Source organism: Pseudoalteromonas sp. AS84, assembly GCF_038900255.1.
GTDB lineage: Bacteria > Pseudomonadota > Gammaproteobacteria > Enterobacterales > Alteromonadaceae > Pseudoalteromonas.
On sequence record NZ_JBBMQY010000007.1, the window covers coordinates 151,143 to 171,886 of the forward strand.

The following is a 20,744-nucleotide window of genomic DNA, read 5'->3' on the forward strand; positions in this document are numbered from 1 at the left end:
TTCATGCTAGGATCTGATTTTATTAAATTATATAAATTACTCTCTATGCCTGCCAGTTTGTGTTTAATTATTGCCACCTTTTTATGGGGCAGCTCTTTTATAGCGCTTAAATATGCCATTGCCATTTACGACCCTGCCTTGGTAATATTTTTACGCATGCTCACCACGTTAGTTTTATCGCTTTGCTTATGGCGCTACGTTATTCGGTTTGAGTATTTAAAAGGTGATTGGAAGTATTTAGTGGGTATGTCGCTTGCTGAGCCTTGCTTGTACTTTTTATTTGAAGGTCACGCAATGGAATATACATCAGCCTCGCAGGCGGGTGTTATTGTGTCGTGCTTGCCTATAATTATTGCGCTGCTTGCCTTTTTATTACTTAAAGAATACATAAGCAAAGCCATTGTTGTTGGCTTTACGCTGTGTATTGGCGGCAGTATTTTACTTACGCTTCTTTCACCCAATTCTGAGCAAGCACCTAATCCGTTACTAGGTAACTTTTTAGAGCTGATGGCTATGGTGTGCGCTGCATTTTATACCGTAAGTATTAAGCATTTAGCTAATCGCTACTCCCCCCTTACTTTAATTGCACTTCAAGGTATTAGCGGCAGCTTGTTTTTTGCACCTTTTTTGTTTTTTATCGATCTACCAAGCGAAAACCAACACGACTTAACCGCGCTAATGAGCATTTTATATTTAGGTTCGTGTGTAACCCTTGGCGGCTACGGCATGTACAATTATGCTATTAGCAAAGTATCGGTATTAACCGCGGCTGCGTACTCTAATTTAATTCCTATTTTTACACTTATTTTGTCAGCTATTATTTTGGGCGAAGTGCTCAACGTGTGGCAATGGTTGAGCATATTTGTGGTATTTATTGGTGTAATGGTAAGCCAGCGCCATCAAGAACTTGTAGTTGATATACCACTTAGTGAATCGGGCGAAGACATTTGCGCAGATACAAGCAATCTTAAATCAGTACCTGAGGCAAGCGAATCAAAAGGGTAACAGGTAAGCAAGTACAATCCAGGTGTTTGTAAAAAGTCATGTTGAGATTGATGAATAACCTCAATCCCTGTTACCTTATAATTTTGTATCACCCCATTTTGCAGTTGCAAAGTAAACGCCTCCCCCACTTTTGCGTTTTGTAAAAATGCAAAGTGAGTGTCGTTATGCCCTGCTATTAGCGCGCCTTTTTCGTTTCCAAATTCTTTTCCGCCAAGCTCCCCTGCGGGTAAAAATTGGCTAGGCGCGAACGCTAAATTACGACCACTCGCTCCAGCCAATACACTTAATGTTTTATTATGACTTGGCCAATCAAGCTTTGCAGTAACGTAGCTGTCGGCGTAATACCACGGCTTTACTTTAGTGCCGGGTGATTTAAGCGCCTCTTGCCATGCTTGCTCAATTAACACTTGAGCAAGCCACGCTTTTGCCTGCATATAAGTGCCGTGCCCAAATAATCCAAGCCCAGCTATTAGTAAGCCCGCGCTTAGCCACTTTTTCATTTATGCTCCCTACTTAATTTAAGCCCTCGGTTTATTTTAAGAGCGCCATAGCCGAGTAATAAAATACATCCTAGCAATATATGTAATCTGCTTTGCCCATCGGTTTGCGGTAAACGCATTGCCATACCTTGTGGTACTGCATTAGTAGCTTGCGCCGTTTGCTTTGCCACTTCTTTTATTTGAGTTTGTTCAATCGCTATAAAAGCAGTAAACGGGCTAAGTAATTGATGAGTAAGCGCAAGCCCCTGTACTTCATCTTTAACGGTACTTTGCTCGTTGTATAAAAGTAATGACTTAATTTTTTGGCGCGCCCACAGTTTTGCTATACCTTGAGCGCTTGAGCTATTTTGTGTACTTAATCTAATACTTAAGGGCCCTTGTGCAGTTTGCCCAGCAAGTACCACTCTTTTAACATTATTAAGTTTTATAGCGACCATGATAGGCTCGCCAAAATATAAATCAGGTAGTGGTGACGGCCAAAAATCTAAGCTGTTACCGCTTTCATCGCTTAGCGCCAAATTAGTAATCGCTGGATGCGCAAGCTTATCAAACAACTGCTGCATTTTAGGTTGCACCTCGCTTGTGCTGCCTATAAACGTAAATGAGCCTTTGCCTATATCTGCCGCTCGGCGCATAAAAAAGCTGTTGGGTGCACTGCCAATACCCACTGTAAATAAGCGGCTATCGCCTAATTTACTTTGAATATTTTTAAATAATGCGTCTTCGTTGCTTACGCTGCCATCAGTTAAAAATACAACTTGGCGTACAAAACCATCAAACTCGCTGCCATCAAGTACGGCATTAAGCGCACCTTGTATTTCTGTGCCGCCGTCGGCTTCTAGGCTATAAATAAATCGCTCTGCACGGCGTAAGTTAAAGTCGCTGGCTATAAGTGGTTTATCGCTCATTGGAGTTACTATGTTATCAAAACCAATAATATTAAAGCTGTCGTCGCTATCAAGTAATGAAAGCGCATAAAACAACGCTTTTTTAGCTTGCTCCATAGATTGCCCGTGCATAGAGCCCGACGTATCAACTACAAATACCATTTCGCGAGGTAATCGCTGAGTTTGTGTAAAGTGATCCCCTGGTGGCATTAGCATAGCAAGCCCGTATCGGTCACCATTTTCAAACTGCTGAGTAAAAAATGCGGCTTGAGCTTGCTCTTTTTGCAATGGTTTAAACTCCAGTACAAAGTCGCGATTAACTGCATTTTTCTCACTTAACGCTATTTTATATTGCCCAAATGCGGTGTTTTGTACATCAACATTATGAAATTTAGAATTGATATCAACCAGTTCTAAGCCCACGTCTATATCAATGTTTAAGCTAAATTGGCTACCTGGTGCGTTATCAGTTTGAGTACTATTTTGAGTGATGTTTTGAGTGCTGTAAACAGGGCTCAACCATCCCGTTGGGAGCGGATTAACATGCGTTTGGTTTTGAGTATTAACTTCAACTTCACCACTAATTGCGTGATAACGCGGTGTAATGGTAGTAGGAAACCTAATAGCAAATGTGCCGCTGCTGTAATCTATAATTTCTTGATATTCAAGATCAATAATTACTTGCTCACCAGGGCCAATGTTTGCCACATTCGTAATAAACATATTGGCGCGTTGCTGGCGTACAAGGGCCGCTTGCTTACCTGCTTTTTTAGCCTCCTCGTATTTTTTTTCGGCCTCTACCTTTTTATCAATTTGGCCTTTAATAACTCGCTCACCTATACGCATTGTCATGGCGTGCACAGCGCTTTCATCTGGCAGTGGAAAAACGTAGCGCGCGTTAACTGCAAACGGGTTTTCTTTTTGATAGGTCTGCGTTACTACAACATGGTTAATTAGGCCAGTTAAGGTCATATTGGCATCGCTTTTTAATATTATTGCAGGGCCTGCTGGCGCCCCATTGCTATCAAAAAGTTCTAACTTGGGTGATTGCGCATGGCTTTTAAAACTTGCTAACAGCACAATCACTATGAATATAAAAATGCTTACTTTAGTAAGCATTTTGGTTGGTTTACTCAATTTGAACATAAAATCACTCCATCGAACGCTTAGCTTTACTTAGGTTCCGTTAGGTTTAGTTACTCGCCGTTTGGCCATTTACACTATTCATTGAGCGAGTGGTAAGCGTTACGCGTCTATCAAAAAAGTTGTCTTCCACCGTATTGCTGTTAGCCAACGTTTGCTGCTCGCCAAATGCCTGCGTGCTTAAGCGTTTATGGCTCACGCCGTGTTTTATTAAATAGCTTTGCACGGCATTTACACGCGCTTTAGAAAGTAAAAGGTTAGCTTGCTCATCGCCGCGTTGATCGGCAAAGCCACTTAAATCAAGTGCGAGTTGTGGTTGGTTGTTTAACAAGGTAACCAGTTGGTCTAACTGCAGCGCAAAATGCGGGGCAATAACACTTGAACCTGTTTTAAATTGTACCGTCATCGCCAATAAGTTATTAATTTGAACTTGAGTTAACTGCTCATTTTGATTGGCAAGCACTTCTAGCTGTTGCTCTAACATATTATTGTGGTTAAGCACGTGTTGGTAATCGCTGGTTTTTTCTTTCATGACCGTAATGGCACGCTCTTGCTCTGCAATTTTGTTATCAGCTACTTTTGAATCACCTATTAAGCCACCGGCAAATGCCCCAATAAACGCACCAATTGGCCCGCCCACTACGCCGCCAATAATAGCGCCTGCACCTAGCCCAATAGCCGTTTCTTTATGGGCTTCTTTTGATGGCGTGTTAGATGTTGAGGCAATTGCTGGAGTACAAAAACTAGCAACCAGTGTTAACGCGATTAATGTCTTCTTCATGATTTGATCCTTAAACTTACTTTTAATTTGTGATGTTTTGTTTTGATGGACCTATTAAAACAAGCTCAAGTGGCAACAAAGGGGATCAAAAATGGCAAACTGCTGAGCAATTGTGGCAAAAAAATGGCAATTGCCTTTTTAAGCGTACTTAGCTTAAAAACTTCGATATAGTGCACAGCAGAGCCGATAGGATAATGATTAAGATGAAAAAAATAGCCATCGTTGAAGATGAACCCGCAATCCGCGAAAACTACATAGAAATGCTGAGCGCACAGGGCTACCAAGTAAGTGGCTTTGCCGATCGCGCTTGCGCAGAAGCTGCATTTAAAAATGCCCTGCCCGATTTAGCCATTGTTGATATTGGCCTAGGCCATGAAATAGATGGTGGTTTTTTACTGTGCCAAACATTGCGATCGCTTTCTAAAACACTGCCTATTATTTTTTTAACCGCCCGCGATAGCGAAATAGATACCGTATGCGGCCTGCGCATGGGCGCCGACGACTACCTAACAAAAGACATAAGCTTGGCTCACTTGGCTGCACGTATTGGTGCGCTGTTTCGCCGAATGGAAGCACTTGAACAACCCGCTGATGCAAACGCACTCATAACACGCGGGCAATTAACGCTCGACACACAACGTATGCAGGTATTTTGGCAACAACAATTAGTTGATTTAACCGTAACCGAATTTTGGATGCTGCATTCACTCGCCCAGCGACCAGGCCATGTTAAAAGCCGTAACGAATTAATGAGCGATGCTAAAATTTATGTAGACGACAGCACTATTACTTCACACGTAAAACGTATCCGTAAAAAGTTTATAGCACTCGACAGCGCCTTTGATTGCATAGATACCGTGTATGGCATGGGCTATCGGTGGGAACAACACTAATGCTACGATTTGGTCTGCGCAGTAAATTTATATTACTTTCATGTTTTTTGTTTTTGCTGCCGTGGCTTGGCTACGAGTACGTATGGGAAATGGAAAAGTTTTTACGCCAAGGCCAAGAAAAAACCCTCGTAGGCACTACTCGCGCACTTGCTACTGCACTACATGAGCGCCCCGCATTATTTGACGAGCAAACCAACTTTTTAGACCAAGTAGTAAAAGGCCGCGATTTATACGCTTATAATCTTAAAAATCCTATTCAGCTCGACGGTAAACTTAACGATTGGGACAACTACCAACCGCTATTTTGGCATTACGACAAGCGCTACTTACAAAAAACAGATAACAAACATCAAGCCAGTGACTTATCGTTTGGTCATATGGTGGGAAAGTTTGATAACTACTTATACGCCGTATTTAAAGTCACCGACAATACCCTTATTTATCGCGCTAAAAATAGCTTAAGCATTACTAATAACGATTATTTACAAATTGGCCTAAAAACGCCTGACGGGCAGTTTAATACTTACATTATTGCGCCGCGCCAAAACGGCTGGGTTAATGCGTTTGATGCAAAAACCAAAGCCCCTTTTACTAAAATCCAGGGCTATTTTGAAAGTACCGAATCTGGTTATAACGTAGAGCTGCGTTTTCCTATTAACATGCTGGGCAACAAACTTGGCTTTGCTATTGTTGATGTTGATAATAAAGAGGCATTATTAGAGCCTAAAATAATGTCGACCTCAAACTTAAATAACCCAAACGATTTAGGCTCGGTACTCGTACCTTCCCCAGAAATTAGCCGTATATTAAAAGGTATGGGCCACAGTGGTAGCCGCATTTGGGTGGTTGATAACCATCATCGTGTGCTTGCGCAATCGGGTACTATTCAAAATGCAGATGGCGTATGGGCTGATGGGCTTGCTAATCAAGCACCTGAAACTTGGTGGCAGCGCTTTGAGCAAAATTACTTGCACCCAATTTACTATAAAATATTAACGCGCCCCGAAAATGAGTTTTTAGATACCCTGCACGATGTAGCTTCTATGCAGGGCACACATTTAGCTAAAGCATTAAAAGGGCAACCAGCATCGTCTTGGCGCTTAACTCCCGACAGCAAAGCTGTTATTTTATCGGCCGCTTACCCTATTTGGATTCAAGATCAAGTAATTGGCGCGGTAATAGCAGAGGAAACCACAAACGGCGTACGTACGCTGCGTAATAAATCACTCGAAAAACTATTCAACGTTATTTTAGCTGTGATGCTAATTGGTACTGTCACGCTATTCTTTTTTGCCTCGCGTATATCGAGCCGTATTAGACGACTGCGCGATACAGCTGAGCAAGCAATTGACTCACAAGGGCGTGTTACCGGTAGTATTAATTACAGCGACGCTAATGATGAAATTGGCGATCTGTCTCGTAGTTTTTCAAACATTGTCAGCCGACTTGGTGGCTATACCGATTACTTAGAAAATATGTCGTCGCGATTATCACACGAGCTGCGCACGCCTGTTGCCGTAGTGCGCTCATCACTCGAAAACTTACAAAGCTTGCCGCAAAACGAGCTGAGCCAAAAATATCTCGATCGCGCCAGCGAAGGCGTTGAACGCTTAGGTAAAATAATAACCACCATGAGCGAAGCCACTCGCCTTGAACAAAGTATTCAAAGCAACGAACCTGAGCCTTTTGATTTACAAAAAGTAATAAATGGCTGCATGCAAGGCTATCAGCTTACTTACCCACACCAGCTATTTACGCTTGATGTATGCCAAAACAAATTACCTATGCAAGGTGCACCGGAGTTTATAGCTCAGCTACTTGATAAGCTTATTAATAACGCGCTGGAGTTTAGTGAAGCCAATACGGCTATTAATGTAGGCCTTAAGCAGAGCGAAAATAAAGCAATATTAACAGTGAGTAACACAGGCCCCGCGTTACCCGAAGGATTAACTGAGCATATTTTTGACTCTATGGTGTCAGTACGTAGCCAGCAAATGCAGCAACAGCCACATTTGGGGTTAGGTCTTTATATTGTAAGGCTGGTGTGCGACTACCATAAAGGCAGTGTAACAGCGCAAAATGACGAGCAAGGTGATGGTGTCGTATTTACCGTAACGCTGCCGTTAGTTACTGGCTAAGTCTGTATTTTTACCATTATATTTATAGCTACAGTCTTATATGCAAATAGTAAGTACACAATAAATTAAATTCAGCTGTATATTTTTAGTTAAAAATAGTTACTTTAATTTACCTTAACTCCATATAAATTAACAAATAAACCCCTCTCATCCCTCAAAACCTGCCGGTTACAATTTAGTACAACTTCAAATGTAACTATTCACTTTTAATTCAGTCGAATGACCATACCCTACATCATATTAAAGTATTAAATTGAAGGAATACTCATGAAACCATCACTAGAGCGTGAAGAACTAGACTTTATTTTTGACTTATACAGGCCCTCTAAAAAACCTAAGTCTGAAAATGTAAAACCAAAAAGTACAAACTACAAAGAGCTAAGAAAGCACGACGCGACTAAAAACCAAGGCGTATCGCACTACTTAGTCTAATTTTATTGCGCTTGGGACTTCTCATGTTTTAAAAATGCTTTAATGCAGTTTATTTCTGCAAGTTTTACTTCTTCGCCTATTTCAGGGCCTTTTTTGCCATTTTTAAGTGCATTTTGCACTACTTGCTTCTTATCCATTTTTTGCAGTTCAGTATGAATTGCTCGCAGTTTAGCTGCTTGCGGGTATGGCTTATCAACCAATGTTTCACCACGCCCTTGTGCATCGCATTGGCATGCTTGGGTAAACGCTATAAAACGTTCTGGGTGTACCAACGCATTTAAGTTAGTCACTATTAGCTTGTGAATGGTTTGCGGCCTTAACTGGTCAATCGTGTGGCACAGGGTATGATTATCACTGGTGAGTACACCAATATCGCGAAAACGGTTAGGCACTTTTAAGCGCTCACAAAACGCCTCAATAACTGCAACACCTTCGCGTTCGTGCCCACGTAGGTTTCCATATTTTTTAAAACTAAGCGCTTTTCCAAAATCATGGGTTAGTGCAGCAAAACGTGTTTCTAAATTAAAATTTAAATCGGCTGCACGCCTAAGTACCAGCATAGTATGTACAAATACATCACCTTCAGGATGATGGTTTGCCGGTTGCGGTACTTTAACCATGCGCTCAAGCTCTGGAAAAACACCTAAGCCTTGCAGTGCTTCAAAATAAAGCTCAGGGTACTTTTCACCCAGTGCTTTTTCGGTTTCAAGCCACACGCGCTCTGGTACTAAATGATTTAGCTCACCTTTATTTTTAAGCTCACGCATTAGTGCATACGTACTTGGGTGAATACGCCAATCACTGCCATAGCGCGCTAAAAAACGGGCAATACGCAGTACTCGAACAGGGTCTTCTACAAATGCCTCTGTGGTGTGGCGCAGTGTTTTATTTTGTAAGTCAGTTTGGCCATTAAACGGGTCAATAATATTACCGTGTTCATCAAGCGCCATTGAATTTATGGTTAAATCACGCCTTGCTAAATCTTCTTCTAGCGTTACAGTTGGGCTGGCATCAACCACAAAGCCTGTATAGCCCTTCCCGCTTTTACGCTCCGTGCGCCCGAGTGCATATTCTTCTTTTGTTTTTGGGTGTAAGTAAACCGGAAAATCGCTACCTATTGGTACAAAACCTAGCGACTGCATTGTGTCTGGCGTTTCACCAATCACTACATAATCGTTATCTTTTGATTTTATATTTAGCAGCTTGTCGCGAACTGCCCCACCAACGAGGTAAACTTGTTTTAAGTTACTTTTCACTTTATTCCCATAAACATTAATAAAATTGTTTGATGTTAATCATAACATTAATTAAAAAATTCTGCGGTGTTTGCCAAGCTCAAGTAAGCTCATTACAATGGCGCATTATTTTCAGCTATAGCCTCACAATTAATGAAAAACCATTCATCAAAAAAAGAACTTATGTTACTACCCATTTTATTGGTGGTTATTTTAATGTGTGTGGCGGGTCACTTTTTACTACAAGCAAATTTTCAAGACAGTAATGTGGTTGAATACATGTTAGCAGCACTGCCGTTTGCTATGTTTGGATTGGTTATTGTAGCGTTTAAAATGGCGGCTAAAAGCGAAAAGGATGAACAAAACGAGCAGGACTCTTAATCCTGCTTTTTGGCTGATTTAAAGTACGTGGTAGCCAAACCAGTCTGGCTTTATCGGCTGCGATATACCGCTGGGCGTGAGTTTAATGCTTAGCTGGCTATCGAGTAAATCAATGGCAAAGCAATCGTCTACGTCATGTAAATCATCTTTATGAATATGGCTAAGGCCTGCAAGTAAATCGTTTTTAGCACGCTCTTTAGCTTCATGGCTACTACTTGCAACATACAACGCAAAGTCGTGTTGCTCAGCCATAGAATCACTTCTGTAAGCGCCTAAATTTACAAAATAGAGTTGTTTATTTTGCTCCACATAGCTATCGACTACTTCTACTTTAAAGCCATCAATATGATTAATTGCCATGTAACTATCCATGTGAACACTACTTCTGTCGCCTACCCACTGGCTTTTTAACTTTGAGTAGGTTTGCTCTATATTCTCCCCAACTACAAAACGGATATCATGCATTTCAATGTGGCAACCTCGAATCCGGCCACCTAAATAAACCATAAATAACTGCATGCTTTTCCTTAACCTAAATTATCAACATCAATATTATGCTTTTTAATCAACTTATAAAAATCTGAGCGGTTACGTTTAGCAAGCTTAGCGCCTTCGGCTACGTTACCACCTGCCATTTTTAAAGTGTTAATTACATAGTCGCGCTCAAACTCTTTTTTAGCGTCGTTTAGTGATAATGGTTCTACATTTGTTTCGTTACTATTTAGCGCTGCTAACACTAAGTGCTCTGAAATAACATCGCTTGGCGTTAATGCTACAACCTGCTCTACTACGTTTTGTAGTTGGCGGATATTACCTGGCCAGTCGTAACGCACAAGCGCATGCATAGCATCGCTTGCAAAGTGTTTTTCAGTTTGCTTCATGCGCTTAGCAATGCTTGCACTAAAATGCTGTGCTAATAAGCTTATATCTTCGCGGCGCTCACACAGTGGCGGTAATTTTAAATTAACTACGTTTAAGCGATAGTATAAATCTTCTCTAAATTGCTGGCTTAAAATAGCTTCAGGAAGATTTTTATGTGTAGCCGACACTATGCGTACATCAATTGCTATTTCTTCTTGAAAACCCACCGGGCGAATTGTTTTTTCTTGTAATACGCGCAGTAACTTAACTTGTAGGTTAAGTGGCATGTCGCCTATTTCATCTAAAAATAACGTGCCGCCCTCAGCTTGTTGAAACAACCCTTGGTGATCTTTAATTGCGCCTGTAAAAGAGCCTTTTTTATGACCAAATAATTCGGACTCTAAAAGCTCACCCGGTACAGCCCCGCAGTTAATGGCAACAAAAGGTCCGTTACTTACATGGCTATGTTGATGAATCGCCTGTGCGAGTAGCTCTTTACCTGTACCACTAGCCCCCGAAATCAATACATTTACTTGTGTTGGCCCAAGTAGTTTTACTTGCTCGAGCAAGTGAAGCATTGTGCCGCTACGCGTAACTATATTACTTTTTGGTGCGGCTTCATCAGCGTTAACACCGTGAATTTCTATCGCTTTAGCAAGGCTGTCAAATAGCTCATCTTTATCTACAGGTTTAGTTATAAATGCAAAAATGCCCTGCTTAGTTGCCTCTACTGCATCAGGAATTGAACCGTGTGCTGTCATCATAATGACAGGTAATGCAGGGTAGCGGCTTTGCAACTGACGATGCAGCGCCATGCCATCCATTTCATCCATACGCAAGTCGGTTATTACGGCGTCAAACACTTGGCTTTTAAGTATTTGTAGTGCGGTTAAGCCGCTTTCACAGGTCGTTACTTCGTACCCTTTTGATTCGATACGAATAGCGAGCAGTTTTAATAAGCTAGCGTCGTCGTCAACGAGTAATACTTTTGCACCTTGCACTTTAGTTGCTGCCATAGTTACTGCTCCTTAGTTTCTTCTCGTAGTAAAAGCTGCTGCTCAATTGTTGCTAACGATGAGAGGGTTTCTTGCATTTTATTGTTAAGTGCTTGTTGCTCTTTTTTAGCATTTATTTGCATAGTCACTTGTTGCTTTTGAAGCCATAAATATTGCTTTATATCATCTGGCCAAAAGTAAGCAAGATCGAGTTTTAGCAACTTAGTCATTACTGTATTTGGATCATCATTTATGTTTAAGCACATAAATTTAAAAAAGCGTTTAAGATCGTTTTCGCCTGTAAAAATATCTTTTTTTGGCACCAATTTAAATCCGCCACACTGATTAGCGTGCCATGCAATAACTTGCTCTGCTGGAGGGTAGCTAGGTTCTATTTTTGGTCTGGGTTTTGGGCTTGGTTTGCTGTTTTTGTCGTTTTTTATTTTAGTAGCGACCACAGGTGCTGGTGTAATTGACACACGCTCTTCTTGCCCATTATTAATTTCACAACCAGATATAACCATGCTGCTACTGAGCACACATAAAATAGCGATTAAACGCAAGCGCATGTTAATTAACTCCTAGATTTTTTGTTATGGGAATTTTAATTGAAAACCGGCAACCATGTGGCTCGTTATGTTCAACAGTAAGTGTACCTCTTAGCTGTTCAACAGACTCTTTTACAATAGTTAAGCCCAGCCCACTGCCTTGCAGCGTAACATTTTTACTGTGTTTACCTTGATAAAATGCGCTGAAAATTTGAGTTTTTTCTTGCTCTTTAATACCGCACCCTCTATCGAGCACAGCGATACAAAGTTGATTTTGCTCAAGCGCTAAATTAATAGTAACGCTTTGCTTATCTTCTGAAAATTTTAAGCCATTTGAGATAAGCTGAATTAAAATCATCTCAATAAGCTCACTAGGTAAAGCAAGCGGTTTATTTGGTAAGTCATTTTTCCATTGCAGAGCCTGCTCACGCGCACTTAAGCGATGCTCAAAATGGCTATTTATTTTATTAATAAGGAGGCTAAATTCAACTTCGCTTAGACTGTCTTTACTGGTACGAATCGCATTATAACTCAATAAACTATCAATCATTGTGCGAAGGCGCACCATAGATTGACTAATAAGCTCAAGTACCGCTTTTTGCTCACCTGTAATTGGGCCTACTATTTCATCAGTTAGTAAGTCAGTGCCTTCGACCATTGAAGCTAGCGGCGTTTTTAGCTCATGGGTAACATGGCGTAAAAAAGTATCTTTTTGCTGCTCAAGCATATGTAGTTGCTCTTGCACCCACTGAAGCTTTTCTCCTAGCTCAACTAGCTCAGCGGAACCTTTAACTGATATTTTTTGCTGCCAATGTCCCTGTCCTAACTTATCAATAACCGTGGTTAACCCTTTTAGTCGCCCACTTATGCGCCATAAAAAACCACCACCTACAATTAAAGTAAGTGGAATAAGTGCCACCAGCCAGTTTATAAATGAGGCTTGCAAGCTTGTCAGCTCATTTTGGTTATTGGTAATTTGCGCTTCGTTTTTATCACGTAACCATAAAGTAAGTTCAGCGACTAAATCGCTCACTGGCACAAACAACTCAGCTTGTTGTTGTTTTTGCTCAACCAATTCAACATGCGCGGTTTGTAAGGTGGTATATAAGCGTTGCCATTGGTGGGTATAATCTTTATTCATGTTTACAAATTTAAGCTCATCAATGCTTTGCAGGGATGATTGCCATTTATCAACAATGAGTTTGTCGAGCGATTCACTTTTTAATACCCAGTTTTGCCTAGTGGCCCGCTCAAGACTGTTGAGTTCTTGTTTTAGAGTATTAAACGATTTAGTAACTTGGTAATTGTTACTCACAATACTTTGAGTAATAGCTAATTGTTTGTTAAGCGCATTTAAAAATACAATCACCACTATAGAAAGCGGGAGCAACGAAAGCAGCATACTCATTGCAAATTGCCCGATTAAATTGGGCCGCCAGTTAAGCATTGCTTGGTATTTTTTAGCTATAGTTACTGGCATTGCGTTTAGTCCTTTTAAATTAAGCGTTCTATTATTAAGTGCTTACCTTATACACTAGCTGAACCAGCAATTATATTTAATACGATTAACAGCCAGTGCTACAAAAACAATGTGTCGCCAAATAGAGACAGCGTAAGCCATTGATTTTAAAAACATCTCTTTAATCTCGCTACATAGTGTTGCAAAAGACATACAAAAATTACAATAAAGCCCGTAAAAAATTCTCACCCCCCTCAAGTTAAAACTCTAAGTACTTGAAAATTAATAACAATTATTGTTGGCATCATTTTTGTAATGCTGTTACTAACTTTAATCAATAAGGAAATAATTATGAACAAACGCATTTTAGTAGTTTCATCATTACTAGCTTTAGGCTTTTTAGGCGCTAACGCACACGCAATGGACGTTCACGCGACTTTTAACGAGCTTGATAAAGACAGTAACGGTACATTAAGTGAAGCCGAAGCAGGTGAAGATGCCGTTTTACATGAGAATTTTTCTCAAATTGATACCAATCAAGATGGGCAATTGTCGCTAGATGAATTCAAAAAATTTATTCAATAAACTCATTTAATAAGGAACGTGATTATGAAACAACTTATAGCCGCTTTTTCATTAATGTTTTTAGCAATTAGTGCCACCGTAATTGCATCCCCAACAAACGTGCGCTTTGCTCATTTAGATAAAGATATGGATGGACAAATATCAATTGTAGAAGCAAAGGAAGACAAGGAAGTAATGAGACAATTTGCCGACTTAGATGAAGACGGTGATGAAAAAGTCTCAAAAAAAGAATTTGAAAGCTTTAAACCTTAATCAGTAATTACTGATTAAGGTTTACTTAAGCTTGTTACAGGTAAACTGAGCTTAAAAGCATTTGCCATAATCCCTGAGGGAGTGTGTAAAAGGATTTAATGTTGGGAGTTAAATTACGGCAAGTGCTTTTTACTTTGTTTTAGTCACGAACTTTTAATACATCTTTTGGAAGGAACACCATGAAGATACTTCCCCTTGTTATAAGCATTTTAATGCTATTAAGTTTTGATGCCGCGGCACTTGATGTAAAGCAACGCTTTGATCACCTAGATAGCGACAAAAGTGGCTATTTAACACACGACGAACTTGATCCCCAACCACAACTTTTAAACACCTTTGTAAAATGGGACAAAAACCAAGATAACCAAATTTCGCTAGTCGAATTTAAAAGTTATCTAACTAACAACCTTTACTAAGTGATTTGTATGAAAAGTATTAGCTATATAACGCTGCTGGCGTTTAGTATTTTTAGCACATTTAGTTTTGCCGCAAGTAACGATATTGCAAAGCAATTTAAAAAGCTAGATAGGAACAAAGATGGTTTCTTATCACGTTCAGAAACCGCTATAGATCCGGCTTTGTGGTCACGGTTCTCAAGCTACGATAGTGATAAAGATGGCAAGTTAGCACTAAATGAATATGGCTTATATGCAAGTAAGTAGTTTTATAGCTAGGTAAACAAGCACCTAGCTTATTATATTTATATCTATTAATTACGTTCAGGCTTTATTTTTAGAACAATGCGCCAAATACTCTGCATCAGTAGGTTTTGGGCTCACCATAAAATCCATTTTGAGATAAGTTAGAATAGGTTGCTTACTCGTATTTTCAGTTGTCGCTTTCCAGCGCCATAAACCCACAGCAGCAGCTGCATTATTATCAAACACACCCTCAGGGTAGGATGCAATAACCTTATACCCTTGGGCTTCACCTTGTGAATTAATTAACATAGCAAGCTCAACACAACCTGAAATACTTTTCTTTGCAGCTTCTATCGGATATCGCGGCTCTACTCTTTTAGCAACATCCCAGTATTCACCTGCCTTACTTCGCAGTTCAGGACTCGATAAATCAATAAAACTCGGCATTTCATCGTTTACTTGTTGATCAGACGTTGAGCCACAGGCTGTTAGCATCATGCTCAACGGGAGTAATAAATAGAGAGCTTTCACAGTATTTCCTTATTCTTGATGCTTATTTAGTTATTTGTAATATCCGTATTAAACTCATACCCATCAGATTTTATAAAGGTTCGATCTAAAACGTTACACACACTTAAAGTAACTTTAGAGTGAGGTAAATAAGTACTTTGTTCAAACCTTATAATCTTTCCCGTTACTTGAAATGTTTCATCAGTAGGAGGTTTTTTTAATTTTACCTGTTACTTGAAATGTTTCGCCAGCCGGACAATTTTTTAAATATTTTTTACCTACTGGTATTGAATCAATCATGAAATCGATTCTGATATGAGTAAGTACAGGTTGTTTAGCTACATTTACGTTAGTAGGTAGCCAGGCCCATGTATTTAAAGATTGCGCTGCGGCTTCATCAAATAACCCCTTAGGGTATGAAGAAGTTACTTTATATCCTTGCGCCTTACCCTCAGAATTAATAATAGTCATGAGTTCTACACAACCAGCAAGACCTTTTTTTGCAGCAGCTATTGGATATCGTGGTTCTGTTCTTGTGGAAATATTCCAATAGTCTTTCACCCTGTCGCGCAGCTCAACACTTGATAAATCTATATAATCGCGTATTTCAGCATTTGATACATCAGTATGGTTTAGCTTTTCTACACTTTTATCTGCAGTAGGTGTCGATCCACATGCCGCAAGTAATGAAGTTAATGGGAGTAATAAATAGAGGGCTTTCATAGCGTTTCCTTATGCTTTATTGATTGTTTTACATACTAAATAATCACATCAATTACCTATTTTGTAAACAGTTAATATAGAGAAAAGCCTTAAAATGAGGTCTATCAATTCATTGGTATTATAAAATCAAGTTTGTTAATGTAAGTAAATTAACAATAAAAATTAAGTAACTATGCCACTCAAAAAAATAATCAAACCACTCATACTAGCCAGCCTTTGCGCTAGTTCTAGCTACACTCTCGCACAAACAAAAGTAATTTATAACGCCAATGGTTATACCCCTTTATACAAAGGTGAAGTACAGCAGTTTTCTACCCTCGTTATTAAAAATGGCAAGGTAGTTAAGCTCGGTAGCGAAACACTTAAAGATAGCTACCCAGATGCCAAGCTAATTGACGCGCACGGTAATACCTTATTACCAGGCTTAATTGATGCTCATGGGCACGTTATTGGCCTAGGAGATAATTTATCGCAACTTGACGTACGCGGCGCAAAATCGGTTGATGAAGTAACAAATAAACTAAAAGTATTTGCCGATAACAAACAAGGTTGGATTATAGGGCGAGGTTGGAACCAAGAGCTTTGGGCTGATACACGCTTTCCTACGGCTAAAGATTTAGACAAAGTAGTGAGCGATCGACCTGTGGTTCTTTCGCGGGTTGATAGTCACGCCATTTGGGTTAATTCAAAAGCGCTCGAACTTGCTGGGATTAACGCCCAAACAAAAGCGCCCGAAGGCGGTGAAATAATTAAAGACGAATTTGGTAATCCTACAGGTATTTTTGTAGATAAAGCAGAATCGCTAATTACCCAGCATATGCCAGCCCCTTCAAAGCAAGATATAAGTGACTCACTAGATGCAGCAGGTAAGCATTTATTAAGTTTAGGCATTACCTCTACTCACGATGCAGGTATTGATAAAGCCACATGGGAGGTTTACAAAGAGCGCGGCGACCTTGGTAATTTACCGCTACGTATTGTGGCAATGTTAAGTGGTGCAAGCCCTGATTTAGATACAATGTTAAAGGCAGGCCGATACCACGACAAAAATGACTTTATGGAAATTCGCAGTGTTAAAGTTTACGCAGATGGCGCACTTGGCTCTCGCGGAGCTGCTCTGATTGAAGAATACGCAGACAGACCTGGTCACCATGGTTTAATGCTTGAAACACAAGAAAAACTCGAAGCGCTCTTTACACAAAGCTTTAAAAGCGGCTTTAGCGCAAATACCCACGCCATTGGCGATAAAGCAAATAAAGTAGTACTTGATGCCTATCAAAATGTGTTTAAAAAAACGGGCGGTATATTACTACGTAACCGAATAGAGCACGCACAAATTGTAACGCCTGAGGATATCCCTCGCTTTAAAGCGTTAAAAATAATCCCTTCAATGCAGCCAGTACATGCCACTTCTGATATGCATATGGCAGAGCAACGCTTAACTGAAAAACAATTAAGCGGAGCCTACGCTTGGCAAACATTTTTAAAGCAAGGATCGGTTGTTGCAGCAGGGTCTGATTACCCTGTAGAGCTTGCAAATCCATTTGATGGTTTGTATTCAGCCATTACACGCATGGATCATGACAAACTACCTGAAAACGGCTGGCGGGCAAGTGAAGTACTAAGTCGCGAAGATGCATTACGTGCATTTACGCTCGGTGGCGCCTATGCGGCTCATCAAGAATTTAAGGTGGGCAGTTTAGAAAAAGGTAAATGGGCCGACTTTATTTTAATTGATAAAGACTACTTTAAGGTGCCTGTTGACGAGATATACAAAACAGACGTCCTGCAAACATGGGTAGCGGGAATAAAACGGTACGAAAAAACCAAAACAGAAAATACTATCGATAAATAAAACCAAAAAGGGTTAACGCAAGTTAACCCTTTTTGTTTGTTATGATAAAAAATGTTTAGCTAAACATGTTTTTCACATCTTTTAGCATATCGTTATATTCATCACTTGTGAATAATTGCATTGACGGTATTACACCTTTATCTATATATGTTTGCAGCGCTGCTGACTTATCAGAAACCTGTAATGTTCCCTCTAAAATAGCGCCTACTCGAATAAAGTCTACGTAACTAACTTTATCAGGTTTGTAACTTGGATCTGCCCAGCTTAGAGCTACATCAACAAACTCTTTAGGAAACTCCCACGCTTGCATGATGGATGAGCCAATTTTTCCACTCAGTTTTTGAATTGCGTGAGCTAAAAAGCTTGGATTAGCAAACACTTCAGGGTGGCGCTCAGCTTCAGTTAAAATTGGTAATACACCAATATTATAAACAAGTGCAGCTAATGTAATTGAATCACGATTTAATGAAGTGTGTTTATTGTTTTTTAAGTAAAACTCCATGAGTGTTATTGAATGGCTAGCAACGGTTAATGTTTTTTGCCAAGCCTTACCCATGTAGCCTTTAATCAGCTCATTGTTTGATACAAATAATTGCTCCATGGCCATAGCCGTTGCAATATTTTTAATTTGGCGCAACCCAATACGAGTCACCGCTTGTTGTAAATTAGATACTTTTACAGAACGTCCCATAATCGCACTATTAGCTACTTTTATCATACGAGCTGAAAGCGCTGGGTCTTGTGAGATTACATCTGACATTTGCATTAAGTTCACATCAGGGTTATCTGCAGCTTGGCGAACCTTAATCGCTACTTCAGGTAGCGTTGGTAAAACCAAAGTATCGTTATTTATTCTATCGACTAGAATCGTTAATAAAGCGTTTTCTGTAGACATAAAGCTACCGTCCTTTTGTGTTCAGCCTGTAAATTAACTGCAAACTCAGGCAGTTAATTTTCGTATTAGTAATATAATTAGTATTGTCTAACTTACCGATAAAGTTAAGAAAATTATAGAAGTTTATTTTTATTTATAATGCTTTACCGCTCATGCTTGCCTTACAACGCCAAATACTTGCTATTTACTATTTAGTTTTGCTTTAATGCACTCACGATAAGGAAGCGTTTGTACATATTTAGTTATTTAACTAAGCAGTACAAGTTATTAAACTTACTTTTTTAACAGGCAATATAATGATCTTAAATAAAATTAGCCAAGCAATTATGCTCTCAGGTGTCGTTTTTCTTAGTGCATGTTCTGAACAAGCACCGTCTTCTACCGACAATACAGCCGTAGAGCTTGCTCAAAAAAGCAGTGCACAATCAGGCCCTAAGCTTATTAATACAGATAAACAACGTTTAGATATTTATACCGACTTTAGCCTAGAGGCTGACCTTTCGCATTTGAGTGATAACCAAAAAGCGATGGTGTCTAAGCTTATTGATGCTTCAAAAATAATGGACGAGTTATTTTGGAAGCAATCTTTTGGTGAGAATAGAGATGCGTTTTTAGCAAAACTCAATGATGAAAAAGTCCGTAAATTTGCCGATATTAACTACGGTCCATGGGATCGCTTAAATGGCGATGAAGCATTTTTATCTAGCTATAAAGAAAAACCTCTTGGTGCACAGTTTTACCCTGCCGACATAACTAAAGAAGAGTTAAATAATGCAGACGTTGAAGACAAAACAGGGCTTTACTCTGTAATCAAGCGTGATGAGCAAGGCAAACTTTATAGCGTACCTTACTCTAAAGAATACGCTGTTGAGCTTGCAAAAGCCGCTGACCTTTTACGTGAAGCAAGTAAACTTGCTGACGATAAAGAATTCGCTAATTACCTAAACCTACGTGCTGATGCCCTACAAAAAGATGATTTTCAAGTGTCTGATTTTGCGTGGATGGATATGAAAAACAATCCTGTAGATGTGGTTATTGGCCCAATAGAAACATACGAAGATCAATTGTTTGGTTACCGCGCAGCGTATGAATCTTACGTACTAATTAAAGATTTAAAATGGAGCGAGCGTTTAGCTAAATTTGCAGCTTTTTTACCTGAGCTTCAAAAAGACTTACCTGTTGATGCTAAGTACAAACAAGAAGTACCGGGTTCTGACGCAGACCTAAATGCATATGATGTTGTTTATTACGCTGGGCATTCAAACGCGGGTAGTAAAACAATTGCAATTAACTTACCAAACGATGAGCAAGTGCAACTAGAAAAAGGGACTCGTCGTCTGCAACTTAAAAATGCGATGCGAGCCAAGTTTGATAAAATTTTAGTGCCAATTTCAGAACAATTAATTGTACCTGAGCAGCGTAAACACATTACCTTTAACGCATTTTTTGCCAATACTATGTTTCATGAAGTGGCGCATGGCTTAGGTATTAAAAATACACTTACGGGTAAAGGTACTGTTCGCCAATCACTACAAGAACACGCAAGTGCACTTGAAGAAGGTAAAGCCGATATTTTAGGTCTCTATATGGTTGAACAGTTACTTAATAAAGGCGAAATTACTGAAGGTACCCTTGAGGATTACTACACAACGTTTATGGCCGGTATATTCCGCTCAGTTCGCTTTGGTGCATCAAGCGCACACGGTAAAGCTAACATGATTCGTTTTAACTTTTTTGCACAAGAAGGCGCATTTTCTAAAAATGACGAGGGTTTATACCGCGTAAACATGGAAAAAATGAGCATTGCAATGGCCAAGCTTTCTCGTCTAATTTTAACCTTACAAGGTGATGGCGACTACGAAAAAGTAGATCAACTAATCGCAACGCATGGCGATATTAAAGAAGAACTAGCTAAAGACTTAGAAAAACTAAGTAAAGCAAATATCCCTGTAGATGTAACGTTTAAACAAGGTAAAGAAGTACTAGGGCTTAAATAAGTTTAGTCAAACTTAGCTAAACCCTAAA

22 protein-coding genes are annotated in these 20,744 nt (G+C 39.7%); 11 read left to right on the plus strand and 11 right to left on the minus strand.

The window, feature by feature from the left end; translation table 11 throughout:
* Window positions 1–45: 45 nt before the first annotated feature.
* The gene (locus WNY79_RS09680) at window positions 46–1,005 is read left to right on the plus strand and encodes a DMT family transporter (RefSeq protein WP_024604368.1); all 960 of its coding nucleotides are present in this window, start codon (window positions 46–48) and stop codon (window positions 1,003–1,005) included.
* Here WNY79_RS09680 and WNY79_RS09685 read toward each other — a convergent pair.
* Genes WNY79_RS09685 through pdsO form a run of 3 tightly spaced genes read right to left on the minus strand, consistent with a single transcriptional unit; the run spans window position 900 to window position 4,316 of the window.
* Window positions 900–1,505 carry a class GN sortase gene (locus WNY79_RS09685; protein ID WP_342875746.1) on the minus strand — a complete coding sequence of 202 codons (606 nt, stop codon included), beginning with the start codon at window positions 1,503–1,505 and terminating at the stop codon, window positions 900–902. The two genes, WNY79_RS09680 and WNY79_RS09685, sit on opposite strands and share 106 nt — an antisense overlap.
* The gene (locus tag WNY79_RS09690; protein WP_342875747.1) at window positions 1,502–3,538 is read right to left on the minus strand and encodes a marine proteobacterial sortase target protein; all 2,037 of its coding nucleotides are present in this window, start codon (window positions 3,536–3,538) and stop codon (window positions 1,502–1,504) included. Before WNY79_RS09690 ends, WNY79_RS09685 begins: the two co-directional genes overlap by 4 nt.
* A 46-nt stretch (window positions 3,539–3,584) precedes the next feature.
* A complete protein-coding gene (gene pdsO / locus WNY79_RS09695; RefSeq protein WP_290191980.1) occupies window positions 3,585–4,316 on the minus strand; it encodes a sortase-associated OmpA-like protein PdsO in 732 nt (243 codons plus the stop codon).
* A gap of 203 nt (window positions 4,317–4,519) precedes the next feature.
* Here pdsO and pdsR point away from each other — a divergent pair, with 203 nt between their 5' ends.
* The 3 genes from pdsR to WNY79_RS09710 all read left to right on the plus strand — a co-directional run bounded on the left by pdsR (window position 4,520) and on the right by WNY79_RS09710 (window position 7,779).
* Window positions 4,520–5,209, plus strand: a complete 690-nt coding sequence (gene pdsR, locus WNY79_RS09700; protein ID WP_170071759.1) for a proteobacterial dedicated sortase system response regulator — start codon at window positions 4,520–4,522, stop codon at window positions 5,207–5,209.
* Window positions 5,209–7,347 (plus strand): proteobacterial dedicated sortase system histidine kinase, encoded by a 2,139-nt coding sequence (gene pdsS, locus WNY79_RS09705; RefSeq protein ID WP_342875748.1) that lies wholly within the window; start codon window positions 5,209–5,211, stop codon window positions 7,345–7,347. The genes pdsR and pdsS overlap by 1 nt, the downstream gene beginning before the upstream one ends.
* Before the next feature lie 267 nt (window positions 7,348–7,614).
* Window positions 7,615–7,779, plus strand: a complete 165-nt coding sequence (locus WNY79_RS09710; RefSeq protein WP_170071758.1) for a hypothetical protein — start codon at window positions 7,615–7,617, stop codon at window positions 7,777–7,779.
* A 2-nt stretch (window positions 7,780–7,781) separates the two neighbouring features.
* On the opposite strand, the gene WNY79_RS09715 is transcribed toward WNY79_RS09710, so the two are convergent.
* Window positions 7,782–9,035, minus strand: a complete 1,254-nt coding sequence (locus tag WNY79_RS09715; protein ID WP_342875749.1) for a multifunctional CCA addition/repair protein — start codon at window positions 9,033–9,035, stop codon at window positions 7,782–7,784.
* Between the two features lie 132 nt (window positions 9,036–9,167).
* Between WNY79_RS09715 and WNY79_RS09720 the strand changes: the two genes are divergently transcribed.
* Window positions 9,168–9,395 carry a hypothetical protein gene (locus tag WNY79_RS09720; RefSeq protein ID WP_007581571.1) on the plus strand — a complete coding sequence of 76 codons (228 nt, stop codon included), beginning with the start codon at window positions 9,168–9,170 and terminating at the stop codon, window positions 9,393–9,395.
* Window positions 9,396–9,413: 18 nt separating this feature from the next.
* Here the strand turns inward: WNY79_RS09720 and WNY79_RS09725 are convergent, their stop codons facing one another.
* The 4 genes from WNY79_RS09725 to WNY79_RS09740 are packed head-to-tail and all read right to left on the minus strand — an operon-like array spanning window position 9,414 to window position 13,279.
* Window positions 9,414–9,914, minus strand: coding sequence for a DUF1543 domain-containing protein (locus tag WNY79_RS09725; RefSeq protein WP_197184657.1), 501 nt, complete (start codon window positions 9,912–9,914; stop codon window positions 9,414–9,416).
* Window positions 9,915–9,922: 8 nt separating this feature from the next.
* Window positions 9,923–11,272 carry a sigma 54-interacting transcriptional regulator gene (locus WNY79_RS09730; protein WP_076923625.1) on the minus strand — a complete coding sequence of 450 codons (1,350 nt, stop codon included), beginning with the start codon at window positions 11,270–11,272 and terminating at the stop codon, window positions 9,923–9,925.
* Window positions 11,273–11,274: 2 nt separating this feature from the next.
* Window positions 11,275–11,820 carry a hypothetical protein gene (locus tag WNY79_RS09735; protein WP_342875750.1) on the minus strand — a complete coding sequence of 182 codons (546 nt, stop codon included), beginning with the start codon at window positions 11,818–11,820 and terminating at the stop codon, window positions 11,275–11,277.
* 1 nt (window position 11,821) lies between these two features.
* The gene (locus WNY79_RS09740; RefSeq protein WP_294121503.1) at window positions 11,822–13,279 is read right to left on the minus strand and encodes a HAMP domain-containing sensor histidine kinase; all 1,458 of its coding nucleotides are present in this window, start codon (window positions 13,277–13,279) and stop codon (window positions 11,822–11,824) included.
* Window positions 13,280–13,609: 330 nt separating this feature from the next.
* Here WNY79_RS09740 and WNY79_RS09745 point away from each other — a divergent pair, with 330 nt between their 5' ends.
* The 4 genes from WNY79_RS09745 to WNY79_RS09760 all read left to right on the plus strand — a co-directional run bounded on the left by WNY79_RS09745 (window position 13,610) and on the right by WNY79_RS09760 (window position 14,757).
* Complete coding sequence (locus WNY79_RS09745) at window positions 13,610–13,843, plus strand: EF-hand domain-containing protein (RefSeq protein WP_024598657.1); 234 nt, start codon at window positions 13,610–13,612, stop codon at window positions 13,841–13,843.
* 24 nt (window positions 13,844–13,867) lie between these two features.
* The gene (locus WNY79_RS09750) at window positions 13,868–14,095 is read left to right on the plus strand and encodes a hypothetical protein (RefSeq protein ID WP_007581559.1); all 228 of its coding nucleotides are present in this window, start codon (window positions 13,868–13,870) and stop codon (window positions 14,093–14,095) included.
* 179 nt (window positions 14,096–14,274) lie between these two features.
* The gene (locus WNY79_RS09755; RefSeq protein WP_024598658.1) at window positions 14,275–14,511 is read left to right on the plus strand and encodes a calcium dependent protein; all 237 of its coding nucleotides are present in this window, start codon (window positions 14,275–14,277) and stop codon (window positions 14,509–14,511) included.
* Window positions 14,512–14,520: 9 nt separating this feature from the next.
* The gene (locus WNY79_RS09760) at window positions 14,521–14,757 is read left to right on the plus strand and encodes a calcium-binding protein (protein WP_024598659.1); all 237 of its coding nucleotides are present in this window, start codon (window positions 14,521–14,523) and stop codon (window positions 14,755–14,757) included.
* 57 nt (window positions 14,758–14,814) lie between these two features.
* Here WNY79_RS09760 and WNY79_RS09765 read toward each other — a convergent pair whose 3' ends face one another.
* Together WNY79_RS09765 and WNY79_RS09770 are read right to left on the minus strand one after the other, a co-directional pair.
* Entirely contained in the window at window positions 14,815–15,267 is a 453-nt protein-coding gene (locus WNY79_RS09765; protein ID WP_076923628.1) for an energy transducer TonB, read from the minus strand.
* A gap of 180 nt (window positions 15,268–15,447) precedes the next feature.
* Window positions 15,448–15,969 carry an energy transducer TonB gene (locus WNY79_RS09770; RefSeq protein ID WP_076923629.1) on the minus strand — a complete coding sequence of 174 codons (522 nt, stop codon included), beginning with the start codon at window positions 15,967–15,969 and terminating at the stop codon, window positions 15,448–15,450.
* Between the two features lie 172 nt (window positions 15,970–16,141).
* Between WNY79_RS09770 and WNY79_RS09775 the strand changes: the two genes are divergently transcribed.
* On the plus strand, window positions 16,142–17,824 hold the full coding sequence (locus WNY79_RS09775; RefSeq protein WP_342875751.1) for an amidohydrolase: 1,683 nt from the start codon (window positions 16,142–16,144) through the stop codon (window positions 17,822–17,824).
* A 55-nt stretch (window positions 17,825–17,879) separates the two neighbouring features.
* On the opposite strand, the gene WNY79_RS09780 is transcribed toward WNY79_RS09775, so the two are convergent.
* Window positions 17,880–18,719: an HDOD domain-containing protein gene (locus WNY79_RS09780; protein WP_024590070.1), complete on the minus strand. Its 840-nt coding sequence runs from the start codon at window positions 18,717–18,719 to the stop codon at window positions 17,880–17,882.
* A 296-nt stretch (window positions 18,720–19,015) separates the two neighbouring features.
* Here WNY79_RS09780 and WNY79_RS09785 point away from each other — a divergent pair, with 296 nt between their 5' ends.
* Window positions 19,016–20,716, plus strand: coding sequence for a Zn-dependent hydrolase (locus tag WNY79_RS09785; RefSeq protein WP_342875752.1), 1,701 nt, complete (start codon window positions 19,016–19,018; stop codon window positions 20,714–20,716).
* Window positions 20,717–20,744 lie beyond the last annotated feature (28 nt).